11 protein-coding genes are annotated in these 13,680 nt (G+C 62.9%); 3 read left to right on the top strand and 8 right to left on the bottom strand.

Going from position 1 to position 13,680, the window contains the following annotated elements:
• Nucleotides 1-363: 363 nt before the first annotated feature.
• A complete protein-coding gene (locus ACODSV_RS21170; RefSeq protein ID WP_150055572.1) occupies nucleotides 364-2,469 on the top strand; it encodes a mechanosensitive ion channel family protein in 2,106 nt (701 codons plus the stop codon).
• A gap of 98 nt (nucleotides 2,470-2,567) precedes the next feature.
• Here ACODSV_RS21170 and ACODSV_RS21165 read toward each other — a convergent pair whose 3' ends face one another.
• Entirely contained in the window at nucleotides 2,568-6,815 is a 4,248-nt protein-coding gene (locus ACODSV_RS21165) for an Lhr family helicase (protein WP_150056302.1), read from the bottom strand.
• A 210-nt stretch (nucleotides 6,816-7,025) separates the two neighbouring features.
• Here ACODSV_RS21165 and ACODSV_RS21160 point away from each other — a divergent pair, with 210 nt between their 5' ends.
• Complete coding sequence (locus tag ACODSV_RS21160; RefSeq protein WP_024077661.1) at nucleotides 7,026-7,910, top strand: sugar nucleotide-binding protein; 885 nt, start codon at nucleotides 7,026-7,028, stop codon at nucleotides 7,908-7,910.
• A gap of 139 nt (nucleotides 7,911-8,049) precedes the next feature.
• Here the strand turns inward: ACODSV_RS21160 and ACODSV_RS21155 are convergent, their stop codons facing one another.
• The 5 genes from ACODSV_RS21155 to ACODSV_RS21135 all read right to left on the bottom strand — a co-directional run bounded on the left by ACODSV_RS21155 (nucleotide 8,050) and on the right by ACODSV_RS21135 (nucleotide 12,032).
• A complete protein-coding gene (locus ACODSV_RS21155; protein ID WP_024077660.1) occupies nucleotides 8,050-8,751 on the bottom strand; it encodes an OmpW/AlkL family protein in 702 nt (233 codons plus the stop codon).
• A gap of 94 nt (nucleotides 8,752-8,845) precedes the next feature.
• Nucleotides 8,846-9,367, bottom strand: coding sequence for a DUF3299 domain-containing protein (locus ACODSV_RS21150; RefSeq protein WP_041161033.1), 522 nt, complete (start codon nucleotides 9,365-9,367; stop codon nucleotides 8,846-8,848).
• Nucleotides 9,368-9,378: 11 nt separating this feature from the next.
• The gene (locus ACODSV_RS21145; RefSeq protein WP_024077658.1) at nucleotides 9,379-10,644 is read right to left on the bottom strand and encodes an ABC transporter permease; all 1,266 of its coding nucleotides are present in this window, start codon (nucleotides 10,642-10,644) and stop codon (nucleotides 9,379-9,381) included.
• 1 nt (nucleotide 10,645) lies between these two features.
• Complete coding sequence (locus ACODSV_RS21140; RefSeq protein ID WP_024077657.1) at nucleotides 10,646-11,356, bottom strand: ABC transporter ATP-binding protein; 711 nt, start codon at nucleotides 11,354-11,356, stop codon at nucleotides 10,646-10,648.
• 70 nt (nucleotides 11,357-11,426) lie between these two features.
• Nucleotides 11,427-12,032: a DUF2796 domain-containing protein gene (locus ACODSV_RS21135; RefSeq protein ID WP_150056109.1), complete on the bottom strand. Its 606-nt coding sequence runs from the start codon at nucleotides 12,030-12,032 to the stop codon at nucleotides 11,427-11,429.
• Nucleotides 12,033-12,162: 130 nt separating this feature from the next.
• Here ACODSV_RS21135 and ACODSV_RS21130 point away from each other — a divergent pair, with 130 nt between their 5' ends.
• Entirely contained in the window at nucleotides 12,163-12,513 is a 351-nt protein-coding gene (locus ACODSV_RS21130; protein ID WP_024077655.1) for a hypothetical protein, read from the top strand.
• A 115-nt stretch (nucleotides 12,514-12,628) separates the two neighbouring features.
• Here ACODSV_RS21130 and trxA read toward each other — a convergent pair whose 3' ends face one another.
• On the bottom strand, nucleotides 12,629-13,501 hold the full coding sequence (gene trxA, locus ACODSV_RS21125) for a thioredoxin (protein WP_024077654.1): 873 nt from the start codon (nucleotides 13,499-13,501) through the stop codon (nucleotides 12,629-12,631).
• On the bottom strand, nucleotides 13,494-13,680 hold a 187-nt coding region (locus tag ACODSV_RS21120), incomplete at its 5' end, for a hypothetical protein (RefSeq protein WP_489078323.1). The genes ACODSV_RS21120 and trxA, both read right to left, overlap by 8 nt.

The raw sequence follows: 13,680 nt of genomic DNA, 5'->3' as shown, positions 1-13,680 counted from the left end.
GCCGCCTGTAGTGCCCGCCGGAAATGCCGATATGAATCGCCGCCATGTTTGCTCCCGTGGATGTAGGGTCGAGTGACCTCCGTTTTGGGATGACTGCGATATTTGCGCGAAAGTTTCCGTGGGCCTACAGGCGGTACCCATCCCTGAGAGCCGCGTGGGTTGCCAGCGCGAGCAAGGCCATGGGCATGGCTGCAACTACGATGGGTTTCAATCAGATGTGCAGTGTCTGGGTTCGGCTGGTGCGGAAAAAGGCAGGGAAGGGCATTTGATCTTTGCCTATAGGGCAAAGATGTCGACACAGGGGAACGATCAGGATTCAAACCCGTCAGTTCCTTACAGACCCTTCTGAAGGAGCTCGGAGTTTTGCTGAATCTCAAGACTGCATTACTGCTCGGCGCGCTGTTGTTTTGCACCAGTGGCGCACTGCAAGCTGCGGCCACTGCGCCTGAAGCCGAAGCGCCGGCCAAGCCGGAGTTGCTGGTCGAAGGCGGATTGCTCGGCGCCATCAGCTCCAGCATGGATGATGTGCAGCAGAAGCTCGATCTCAACCAGAACCTGATAGATGAGTGGCGGCTGCGCGCCGACCGCGCCGCGGATGAAGTCGGGCGCCTGGTGAACCAGACGGCGCAGCGTTCGCCGTGGAGCGTGGCCGGGGATTTCCTGTTGCTGTCCGGGGTGTGGATCGGCGCCTTCGCGTTGTTGACGCTGCTTGGGCGTTTTATCCTGCGGCGCCTTGGGCGGCGCACGTTCTTCGAGCAGCGTGGGCGGCTGCGTGCGGTGCTCGGGTATGTGCTGCCCTATACGATTCCCGCGCTGATCTGCCTGCCGCTGACCCTCTACTTCAGCCACTTCCTCCCCACCTCGATAGGCCGCGCGCTGGCGCTGTGTTTTGCCTACGCCACCAGTAGCGGCATTTTCTCCACCTCCATGCTGCTGTGCGTCATCGTCATGTTCAACGTCGGCCACAAGCGCCCGGCGGTGCAGATTATTCGCGACTACTGCCCCAAGCCGCTGTTCCTGATTGGCTTTCTCGCCGCCCTCAGCGACGCCCTGACCAGCCCGCAAATCGCCCGTCAGTTGGGCGGCAATATCACCAGCAGTATTGCGGTGTTGACCGGCTTGTTGGCGGCAGTGATTTTCGCTGTGCTGGTGATACGCCTGCGGCGCCCGGTCGCGCATCTGATCCGCAATCGGCCCCTGGCCCAGCGTCTGAAGCATCCCGCGTTGCAGCAGTCGCTACGGGTGTTTTCCGGGCTGTGGTACTGGCCGATCCTGTTGATGGTGTTGGTCTCGGCGATCAACCTGATCGGTGCCGGCGACGACAATCAAAAAGCCCTGCGTTGCGCGCTGTTTACCACGATCCTGCTGATCGGCACGGTATTCCTCAGCACCGTGCTGCAGCACCTGTTCAAATCCCGTAGCCAGGTGGCGATCCAGCGCAGCAGCGCCTACAAGGAGCGCTTCCTCAGCCTGTTGCACGCGATCTTGCGCATCATCATGGCCATCGCGTTTATCGAAATCCTCGGGCGTATCTGGGGGGTGTCGCTGTTCGAATTTGCCCAGCGCAACTCGGTGGGGCGCGCCATCAGTGATTCCCTGAGCAGCATCGGCCTGATCCTGCTGATGACCTGGCTGTTCTGGGTGGTGCTCGACACGGCAATCCAGGAAGCCTTGAAACCGCCGCTAAACAAACGCTCCAGCCGCCAGCCCAGTACGCGGGTGAAAACCATCCTGCCCCTGCTGCGCAATGCGGTGAAAATCATATTGGTGGTGATCTGCGCGATCACCACCATGGCTAACCTCGGTATCAACGTCGCGCCGCTGCTGGCGGGGGCCGGGGTGGTGGGGCTAGCGATTGGTTTTGGCTCGCAGCAACTGGTGCAGGATGTGATCACCGGCCTGTTCATCATCATCGAAGACACCCTGTCGATTGGCGATTGGGTGGTGCTCGACTCCGGTCACGCTGGCACTGTCGAGGGCCTTACCATCCGTACTCTGCGCCTGCGCGACGGCAAGGGTTTCGTGCACTCGGTGCCGTTCGGGCAGATCAAGGCGGTCACCAACCAATCGCGGCAATTTGCCTATGCGTTCTTCTCCGTGCAGTTCACCTACGACACCGATGTGGATAAGGCCGTGGAGCTGATCCGCGAAGCCGGGCAGTCGATCCGGGATGACGTGTTCCTCAAGTACAACCTGCAAGGGCCGCTGGAGGTGTTCGGCGTCGACAAGATGGACCTCAACGGCGTGGTGCTCACGGCGCAGTTCCGTACCGTGTCGGGCGGGCAATATGCGGTGAGCCGTGCGTTCAACCAGCGTTTGAAAAAGCTTGTGGATAACTGTGATGAGGTGCACTTCGCGCAAACTTATCCACAGCAGGTTTTGCTGCCGAAGCGTACATCCCAGGTGGATGAGCCGGATGAAGAGGTGCCGGCGTCGGTGGTGTTGACGGAGCAGCCCAGGTCTCAATGAGGGAGGACTGTTCTGGCCTCATCGGGGGCAAGCCCCCTCCCACATTTGATTGTGTTCACAGATCAAGCTGGGGGAGGGGCCTTCAAAGTCACTATGACTCAATGCCTGATCAACTTCTCCAGCACCGCCTGCTGATCCACCTCCAACAACACCTGCTGCTTGCCTGCGACCATCACCGCCGCTGGCAACCCGTCCCGGTACACAAGCCGATTCCCACTCACCGCCGGCACCTTGCTGCCCGGCAACAGCGTGCCCACCAGGTTCAACGGGTCGGCGCCGCACACTGCGATCAAGCTACCGTCATGGGGCCGCCGCCGCACTTCGCGCAGTAACGGGATCGCCTCCGGCAAGGCAAACTGTTCCCCGGCCAAGCCACTGACAAACCGTCCGCCGCGAATCTCACCCCGCGCCTCGAGCCGATGGAACGTGCGCAGCAATTCGCGCCAGCTCGGCAACCAATCCGCCTCACGCTCCAGTAATCGCCAGAACACCACGCCATAACGCCGCAGCAGGGTCATCGCCACATGTTCCAGCGTCTCGGCGGAGTGCGGTGCGGCCGCTTCCGGCGGGCGCCGAATCAGCGCCCAACGCCCGGCATCGTCCATCCCGCCAACCAATGCGCCGCGCCCACGTCGGCTGCTGCGCGCCTGGCGTTTACTGGCGGGCGTGGTCAGCGCGCGCAGCCCGGCAAAACTGTCGGCATTGACCAGGCCGGCGCCGACCAATTCCTGTAGGGCGCCTTCCAGTTCGCTGCGCAGCAGATGGGCTTCGTGCACCAGTTCGTCGAAAAACAGCGCGCCGTGTTCGCGCAGGGCCAAGTGGACTTTTTGTGCCTTGGGCGACAACGTCGTGCTGTCCGTCTGTTCGGTCAGCCCGCTCCATAGCGGTACCTGGCTGCGCGGCAACAGCACTACCGGGGTGCTGCGCAACGCCATGGCGCCGGGTTTATTGCTCAGGCGTATCCACACCAGCCTGCCGCTGCGGCAGAGGTCATCGAGCCAGGTGGGAGTGTAATCCTTGATCCGCGCACTGAGCAGGTCACTGTCCCAGGCCGAGGCGGCCGCCGCGTAGCCTTCGAACTGCCCGACAATCTGGGGCAACACTGCGCTGCCCTGGCCGCGGGTGCTGTCGGACAGGTGCTGCCAATCGAACAGAAAGCGCATGAAATCCTGCAACGCCACCGGCTCTATTTCCCGGCGCAGGCGCTTGACCGTGTAGCGATGAATCCGCGCGAGCAAGTGCCGTTCGCACCATTGTTCTTCGCCGATGCCGGGACTGAAGTGCCCGCGCAGCACGTAGCCTTCTTGCTCCAGGCGTGCCAGGGCCTGGGCGATGTCGGCCACCGGCAGGCCGAGGGGCGCGGCAATTTCGATCAGCGTCAGCGGGCCGAAGCCAGCCAGGCGCGCACGCAGCAGTTCCACCAGCGCGTCATCGTGAGTCCAGGGCTCATCGAACCCCGGTAGCAGCGGCAGGTGGTTGGGATAAATCGTCTGCACGCAACTCAAGCGCTCCACGGCCACCCAAAGACCGTTCGACAAACAATAAGCGCGGCCACCCTTGGCCAAGGCATGCAGCCACTGCGCCCACTGTGGCGTGACTTCGTGGCTGGCGATGCACGCCAGGCTCATCAACGCCTCATGCATTTCATCCAGGCCCTGGGGCGCCGGCCAGGCTTCTTCGCGCACGCCGTCGATGGCCTGCGCGTCCAGCGCACCGAGGTCGTCGGTGCTTTGCGGGTCGCTCCAGCGCCGGTTGAGTACGGCCTGGGTGCGGCGTTCTTCCAGCGGGGCATCGTCGAGAAAGGTGTAAGGGCGCGCGTTGAGAATTTCGGCGGCCATGGGCGAGGGCGCCGGCAAGTCGCGGCTGATCAACCGCACTTCGCCGCGCTCCATGCGCCGCAACAGGGCCAGCCAGGCGTCGCTGTCCATGGCTTCGTGCAGGCAGTCATCGAGGGTCTGTTCCACCAGCGGATGCTCAGGCACTTCGCGTTCGCCTGCGAGGTTTTCCAGGCAGGCGATCTGGTCGGGAAACACGCAGGCGATCAGGTCTTCGCTTTTCATGCGCTGGATCTGGGGGGCCACCTTGCGCCCCCCGGTATAACGCGGCAACGCCAAGGCCACGCCGGCGTTCCAGCGCCAGCGCACACCGAACAGCGGCGCATCAAGCACGGCCTGGATCAGCAGGTGTTCGGCGCTGTGACTGTTCAAATAGCGCCAGACGTCGTCCAGCTCGAAACTGTGGCTGGTGGACAGCGACAGCACAATCGCATTCTCGCTGGCCGCCGCTTGCAGTTCGAAGTTGAAGGTGCGGCAAAAACGCTTGCGCAAGGCCAGGCCCCAGGCACGGTTGACGCGGCTGCCGAACGGTGTGTGGATGATCAACTGGGTACCGCCGGACTCGTCGAAAAAGCGCTCCATGATCAACGTGTCCTGGGATGGCAATGCGCTCAGGGCCAGGCGTGCGCGCGCCAGATAATCGAGGATTTGTTCGGCGCTGGCGCGGTTCAGGCCGAGGGTGACGGTCAGCCAGTCGTGTGCACCTTGCAGGTCGCCGGGGGTAGCGCTGAGCAGCGTGTCCAATTGCCCCTGCAAGCGCGCCACCGCGGCGGATAATTCGTTGCTGCGCCCCGGTGCCTCGCCCAGCCAGAACGGAATGCTTGGCGGCTGGCCGTGGGCGTCTTCGACCCGCACCTTGCCGGCCTCGACGCGCAGGATGCGGTAGGACGTATTCCCGAGCTGGAAGATATCCCCAGCGATACTTTCCACCGCGAAGTCTTCGTTGACGCTGCCGATATTCAGGCCCTGGGGTTCGAGCAACACGCTGTAGTCGGCGTTGTCGGGGATGGTGCCGCCGCTGGTCACTGCGGTGAGTCTGGCGCCCCGGCGGCCGCGCAAGGTGCGCGTCAAGGCGTCGCGGTGCAGGTAGGCGCTGCGAATGCCCTGGCGACCGCTGTAGCCCTCGCTGAGCATCTGCAACAGCGCCTGGTAATGGTGGTTATCCAGCGCGGCGTAGGGCGCGGCGCGGTGGATCAGGTCGAGCAGGGCCTGTTCCGACCATTCCTGGGCGCTGACCTCGGCGATGATCTGCTGGGCCAGTACGTCCAGCGGCGCAATCGGGATATGCAAGGTGTCGAGTTCGCCCCGGCGCACGCAGTCGAGCAGCGCGGCGCATTCGATCAGGTCGTCGCGGGTGGTGGCGAACAGGCGCCCCTTGGGCGTGCCGCCAACCTGGTGCCCGGAGCGGCCAACGCGTTGCAGAAACCCGTTGATGGAGCCCGGCGAGCCGATCTGGCACACCAGGTCGACATCGCCGATATCAATCCCCAGCTCCAGGGACGCGGTGGCGATCAGTACTTGCAGGGTGCCGGCCTTGAGGCGTTGCTCGGCGTCCAGGCGCAGCTCCTTGGCCAGGCTGCCGTGGTGGGCGGCCACTGCGCTCTTGCCCAGGCGCTCGCTCAAGTGCCGGGCCAGGCGTTCGGCCAGGCGCCGGGTGTTGACGAAAATCAGCGTGGTGCGGTGTTCACGGGCCAGGGCGGCGAGGCGGTCGTAGACCAGCTCCCACACATCGTTGGCCATCACCGCCGACAGTGGCACCGGCGGCACTTCGATATCCAGGTCGCGGGGGCGGGCGTGGCCGATATCGACGATGTCGCACAGGCGCTCGCTGCCCACCAGAAAGCGCGACACGGCCTCGATGGGCTTTTGCGTGGCGGACAGGCCAATGCGGGTCAGCGGCTCGGCGCACAAGCCTTGCAGGCGCTCCAGGCTCAAGGCCAGGTGGCTACCGCGCTTGCCGGCGGCGATGGCGTGGATTTCATCGACAATCACCGTGCGCGTGCTGGCGAGCATCTGCCGGCCGGAGTCCGAGCCCAGCAGCACATACAGCGATTCCGGTGTCGTCACCAGGATATGCGGCGGGCGCTTGCGCATCAGTGCGCGGTCTTTTTGCGGGGTGTCGCCGGTGCGCACGGCGGTGCGGATCGCCAGCGGTGGCAAGCCCAGGCGCTGCAGATGGTCGGTGATCCCGGCCAGCGGATTTTGCAGGTTGATCTGGATATCGTTGGACAGCGCCTTGAGCGGCGACACGTACACCACCAGGGTTTCATCCGGCAACTGCCCGCCGTTGGCCAGGCCTTGGTGCACCAGGTCATCCAGTACGGCCAGGAAGGCGGTCAGCGTCTTGCCGGAACCGGTGGGCGCGGCGATCAGCGTCGAGCGGCGCTGGCGGATTAACGGCCACGCCTCGGCCTGGGCCTGGGTCACCGAGGGAAAAGTACTACGGAACCAGGCGCTGACGGCGGGGTGGAAACCGTTCAATACCGTGTCCGTTGATTCAGGAAGGTTCATAAAACAATCCTACCTCATTGGGGCCGCCGCGCAGCCCAACGCGGGGCAAGCCTGCTCACCGCCGTCCAACAACGTGCAACCCCGCACTTTATAAGTGACGGTTGCGCTACAAACCCGCAAAATGCAACGATTCTGGCAACTACCCACAGCATCGCTCACAAGGCGGCTGACAATAACCATCGTTCCAAACAGACCGGGCCTGCTCAATCTATGCGAATGCGCCTTATGTTACTGGGCGGCGGGAATGCCCTCGGGCAGGCGCTGATTCGCCTCGGTGCAGAGGAAGACATCGGTTTCCTCGCACCCAAACCGCCCCAAGACGGCTGGGATGCCGCAAGCCTCACCCAATTGCTCGACGACACCCGTCCCGATGCGTTGATCAACCTCGCCTACTATTTCGATTGGTTCCAGGCAGAGGCGGTCAGCGAAACCCGCCTGGCGTCCCAGGAGTATGCGATCGAACGTCTGGCCGAACTGTGCCAGCACCACACCATTACCCTGCTGCAACCGTCCAGCTACCGCGTGTTCGATGGCTCCCGCGCCACCGCCTACAGCGAAAAAGACGAACCGGTGCCCCTGGGCCTGCGTGGCCAGGCGTTGTGGCGGATCGAACAAAGCGTGCGCGCCACTTGCCCGCAACACGTACTGCTACGGTTCGGCTGGCTGCTGGACGACAGCGTCGACGGCACCCTTGGGCGCTTTCTGGCCCGAGCGGAGAAAGCGGAGGAATTGCTGATGGCGGATGACCGGCGCGGCAATCCGACCCCGGTGGACGATGCCGCGCGGGTGATCCTTTCGGTGCTCAAGCAACTCGATTGCGCGGCGCCGCTATGGGGCACCTATCACTATGCCGGCCACGAGGCGACGACCCCGTTGGCGCTGGGCCAGGCGATTCTTACCGAAGCGCGTCACTTTCATCCGCTGGCGATCGAATCGCCCACCGCCCAGGCTCATGCGGCGCGGCCGGATGCGGGCGACGAACCGCAACATGCGGTGCTGGCCTGCAAGAAAATCCTGCATACCTTTGGCATCAAGCCACGGGCGTGGCGGGCCGGGTTACCGGCGTTGCTGGACCGGTTCTACCGCCGCGGCTGACACCACATAAAGCAAAAATGTGGGAGGGGGCTTGCCCCCGATAACACGGTGTCAGTCAACTGATTCATTGACTGATCACCACCGCTATCGGGAGCAAGCCCCCTCCCACATTGGTTGTGTGGCGTTTGTTCAATTTCGCTTAGAACTTGTAGCCGATACCGACCATGTAGACCAATGGGTCGACATCGACATCAACCTTGGCGCGAGTGCCTGGGGCCACTCCGTTGTTTTCAACGGTGGCGGTGGTGCTGATGTCGATGTAGCGCACCTGGCCGTTGATCATCCATTTATCGTTGATCATGTAGTCGGCACCAATTTGCGCGGCCCAGCCCCAGGAGTTATCGGCCTTGAAGTTGCTGAAGCCAGCTTGTTGGGCGCCGCTGCTGACGTGTTCGTCATAGATCCAGGTGTAGTTGATACCGGCACCCACATACGGTTGGAACGCCGACTTGCTGTCCAGCGGGTAGTACACAACGCTCAGGGTTGGCGGCAGGTGTTTCAGGGTGCCGAGTTTGCCGTTGGCGGCGCTGAGAGCCGTGTTCTTGAGCTTCACATCATGCTCGAACGGGGTAGCCGCCAGCAGTTCGATACCCCAGTGGCTGGTGAACATATAGGCGAAGTTCAGACCCAGTTGCGTGTCGCTGTCCATGGTCGCCTTGCCGCCCAGGTTGGTACCGGCCAGCGGGCCCTGGTCTACCTTGACACTGCCGCTGTCGGCCTTCGGGTTCACGGTAATTGCACCAGCGCGAACCAGAATGTCGCCCGCTTCGTGAGCGTGGGCTACGGGGGCCGCGAGGGCGAGCGCGAAGAGGGACGCGCCGAGCAGAGACTTGTTGTTCATGGGAGCTCCAAGGGACGTTTAAAAGTTGTACGTCCAATGGTAAAGATCGTTCCGTTCGGACTTTTGACTCAGCTCAATGAAAGGGTGATAAGCGTTATTCCGGCAGTTCGTAGAGGTAAATCTTCTCGGCATCCATCTGGTAGCCGGCGTCCGCCAGCTCACTGGACGACGGCTTGACCTGCATCGCCCCTTCGATCCAGTACGGCTGGTACAGCTCATCGAGCTTCACCCCAACCTCACTTTTCACGTGCACGATCTGGTTCGACGGCGGCGGCGGCACGTGGATGCACGCGCCGAAATACGGCACCAGCAAGAACTCGGTGGTACGGCCTTCCTCGCTGACTTCCAACGGCACGATGTAACCCGGCAGGCGAATATGCTGGCCGTCGAGGCTTTGCACCACCGGCGCATTGGGCAAGTCCTGCTTGGCCGCAGGCGCCGCTTCGACGGACAAGGCATCGGCCATGTTCGACAGGTCGTGCAGCGGTTTCATGTTGGGGATTTCCGGCGGCGCGTCCGGCGGGATCATCTCCTGCCAGGATAGATCCCTGGGCTGATCCTCCGCCCAGGCGGGCACAGCCACCAGCAGTAACAACGCAAACAGAGCGCGACGCATCGAAGCCTTCCTCATAAACGTATGGACAGGCCGTCGGCCAAAGATTGTCGATAGGCACGCCAGGCGGGCACGCTGCCCATCAACAGTGCCGCTGCAAGGATACCGGCCAGTAACGTCCACTCATATTCGCTCGGCCAGGACATCGGCAGGTCCAGGCCGTAATTGGCCTGTAGATATCCGCGCGACGCGGCGATGCATACATACAGCAAACCCACGCCGGCGATCACACCGGACAGCGCCAGGGCGAAGGCTTCGAAGATCAGCAGCGTCGCAATGTGCCAGGGCCGCGCGCCCACGGAACGCAGGATCGCCATTTCGCGCCGGCGTTCGTTGAGGCTGGTGAGGATCGCTGTGAGCATGCCGATCAAACCGGTCAGCACCACGAACAGTGAGATCACGAACAGCGCCTTTTCAGCGGTGCCCATCATGCTCCATAGCTCTTGCAGCGCCACGCCGGGCAGGATCGCCAGCATCGGCTCGCCACGGAATTCGTTGATCTCCCGTTGCAGCGCAAAGGTGGAAATCTTGTTGTTCAGGCCAAGCATAAAGGCGGTGATGGCTTGCGGGGTCAGGTCCATGTTGCGTGCCTGGTCGGCGCTGATGCGGCCTTTGCCCTGGGCCGGCACGCCGTTGTGCCAGTCGATATGGATCGCCTCCATGCCGCCGAGGCTGATATGCAGCGTGCGGTCCACCGGCGTGCCGGTGCGCTTGAGAATACCGACCACGGTGAACGGTTTGTCGTCGTGCTTGACCAGGCTGACCGCTGCCACGCCATGGGCCAGCACCAGTTTGTCGCCCAGCTTGTAGTGCAGTGCATCGGCCACTTCGGCACCTAGCACCACTTCGAACGGGTCGGTGGCGAAGGCACGGCCGCTGGCCAGTTCGAGGTTTTGCTTGCGCCCGTACTGATAGTGCTCGAAGTATGATTCGTTGGTGCCCATCACGCGGTAGCCGCGGTGGGAGTCGCCGAGGGAAATCGGGATCGCCCATTTCACCTGGGGGTTGGCGGCGAAGTGTTCGTAGCTGTCCCAGCGGATGTTATTGGTGGCGTTACCGATGCGGAACACCGAATACAGCAGCAGGTTGACCGAACCGGAGCGCGCGCCGACGATCAGGTCGGTGCCGCTGATGGTGCTGGCGAAACTGTTGCGCGCCTCAACGCGCACGCGCTCCACCGCCAGCAGCAGGCACACCGACAGGGCGATGGCGAAGGCGGTGAGGATCGCGGTAAAGCGACGGTTAGCCAGGCTGGCCATGGCTAGACGAAACAAATACATCTCAAACCTCTGCGGGCGTGGCGGCGCGATTGAGTTCGGCCAGCGACAGGTTGCGATCGAACAACGGCGCCAGGCTCTGGTCATGGCTGACAAACAACAGGCTGGAACCGGCTTCGCGGCATTCGGCGAACAACAGCTGGATGAAGGCTTCGCGGGCGTCGTAGTCGAGGGCCGAGGTGGGCTCGTCGGCAATCACCAGTTCTGGTTGGCCGATCAGTGCGCGGGCGGCGGCGACTCGTTGTTGCTGGCCGATGGACAACGAATCGGCGCGGCGTTCCAGCAGGTCGAGGTCTTTCAGGCCCAGGTGCGCCAGCAAGGTCGCGGCGGCCTGGTCGATGCTGCCGTGACGCTGGATCGCACGTTGCGCGCGCAGCTTGGAAAAGTGGCACGGCAGCTCGACGTTCTCGCGCACCGACAGGAACGGCAGCAGGTTGAACTGCTGGAAGATATAGCCGGTGTGGTCGACGCGAAAGCGATCACGGGCACCGGCCGAAAGGTCGGTCAGCTCCTGCCCGAGCAGGCGGATGCTGCCTCGGCTGGGCTTCTGCACACCGCCCAGCAGGCCGAGCAGGGTGGTCTTGCCACTGCCGCTTGGGCCCTTGAGGAACAGGGTTTCACCCGCTTCCAGGCGGAACGCGGGGATGTCCAGCAACTGGGGGTGACCTGGCCAGTTGAAGCCCAGGTCGGACAGTTCGATGAGCGCTTGAGTCATGGGAAATCAGTATCGCCTGCTAACGAGGTTACGAAAAATGGCGCCGATCGCCTGTGGGGGCGCATTCCAATCAGAACTTCAGGGTAGCTGCCTGCGGCGTCGCTTCAACACCTTGCTGGCCGCTTGGGCCGATCAGTTGTACCTGGATTTTTTGGGTGGCGGGGAAGGTCTTGAACACTTGCGTCAGGTCGAGATTGCTCAGGGCGGTCGGCGTGGCGCAGGTGAACTGGTAGTGGGCGTGGATTTCGCTGTGGTCGTGATGATGCTCATGGGCGCCGTCTTTGGCGTCGTGATCGTGATCGTCATCGTCATCATGGTCCGCTTCCGGCTTGTCGCCGAACAGCGGGCTGTTCAGTTCCTGGGTGCTGATCACGCAGCCAGCGGCCTTGGGCAGGTTGAACAGGGCCAGCGGGTTTTCCAGCTGTTTGCGCGCGGCGGCGACCTTGGCTTTGTCGGCGGCGCTGGTTGCCGCATGTTCGAAGCCCACCAGGTTCATCGCCGGGCTGTCCAGTTCAAGCTCCAGGGCCTGGCCGTCGAGGACTGCGTTGAGGCGGCCAACCCCATGTTCATGAGCACCCAGGCTGCCGTGCTCATGATCGTGGTCGTGTTCATCCGCGGCGTGAGCGACGGCCAGTGGCAACAAGGCGAACGGCAAAGCAAGCATCAGACGGCGCATGACAAGGCTCCAGAACATGAAAGTTTGTTATGTGATCTTATAACAATATTCGGCAGAGTTTGACCGTCCGCTTGGCGTTGCGCAAGCCGCATGGGAGCATGCTCGTCAGAAAAATGCAGGAGTAAGGACGATGTTGCGAATTCGTGGAACCGTCGGCGACCTGCCGGTGGATTTGACCCTGGAGCTGGATGATGGCGATTGGGCGCGACTCGGCGCGCAGCTACAGGCGACGCCAGTGAACAGCGCGGCGGCCGCACCGGTTGCTCCGGTCAAGCACAATGATGACCTGTGGCAACACGCCCAGGACCTCTTGCGTCATGCCGGGCAGCTCAATGGCCTGGAGCTGCTCGACCAGTTGGAAGGTTTGGCGGGGGATGCCTCGGCGGGCAAGCGCCTGCTGGTGCGCCTGCGCCATAGCGCCAAGGTCAAGGTGAGCAGCGGCGGGGATACGCCGCTCTATACCTGGATTGAGCCCTTGTAGGCGCGAGCTTGCTCGCGAAAGTCGTTAACGATAACGCGGGTATTCTGGATGAGCGCGGCGCCCTGGCGTTTTTCGCGAGCAAGAACTAGGCGTCCCCCTCGCTCCTACAGAGCGACTAGTACAACGCAGCGAACAACTTGCGACGGTACACGGTCACCAGCGGGTGATCATTGCCCAGTAACTCGAACACCTGCAGCAAGGTCTTGTGCGGCAAGCCTTCGCCATAGCTGCGGTTACGGATGAACAGCTTGAGCAAGCCTTCCAGCGCCGCGTCGTACTGCTGGCGTGCCAGCTGCTGGATGGTCAACTGATAGGCCGCTTCATCGTCCTGCGGGTTTTGCGCCAGGCGGCTTTTCAGGTCGGCGGCATCCGGCAGGTCACCCGCCTGGCGCAGGAAGGTGATCTGCGCCTTGGCCCCGGCGAGGGCGGCCTTGTGATCGTCGCTCTTCACGGCGTCGAGCACGGTCTGGGCTTCGCCCAATTCACCGCGTTCGGCCAGGCAGCGGGCATACAGAATCAGCGCGGCGGCGTTGGTATTGTCCTCGCCCAGCAATGTCACCAATACGGCTTCGGCGTCGCTGATACGGCCCTCGGCAAACAACGCCTGGGCCTGCTCCAGCGGGTCCGCCGCAGCCGGCGGCGGCATCTGCACATGGGGCTCCAACATGGCCCGCACTGCCGACTCTGGCTGTGCCCCGGCAAACCCGTCCACCGGCTGGCCGTCCTTGAACAGCACCACCGTCGGCAGGCTGCGAATACCGAAACGCGCGACGATGTCCTGCTCGGCCTCGCAATCGACCTTGGCCAGCAGCAACTCGCCCTGATAACTCTCGGCAATCTGCGCCAGCAGCGGCATCAACGCCTTGCACGGCGCGCACCACTCGGCCCAGAAGTCCACCAGCACGGGCTTTTCAAAGGAGTTCTGGATCACCGCCTGGTCGAAGTTGGCGGTGGTGACATCGAAGATGTACGGCGTGGGCTCACTCATGGGGCGTCTCGAATAAAGCGGGAATGGCGCAACTATAAGGGCTGGTGAAGGCTACCGGAAGGAGCAGGGTGCTGATGATCAAGCGCAAGCCCCAATGCCAGTCAGTTAAGGAGAAACATTGTGACTGTGGCGAGCGGGCTTGTCCCGCGTTGGGCTGCGCAGCAGCCCCAATAAGAACG

It is taken from the genome of Pseudomonas sp. FG86 (assembly GCF_057808775.1).
This window is presented reverse-complemented; position numbering and strand designations above follow the sequence as displayed.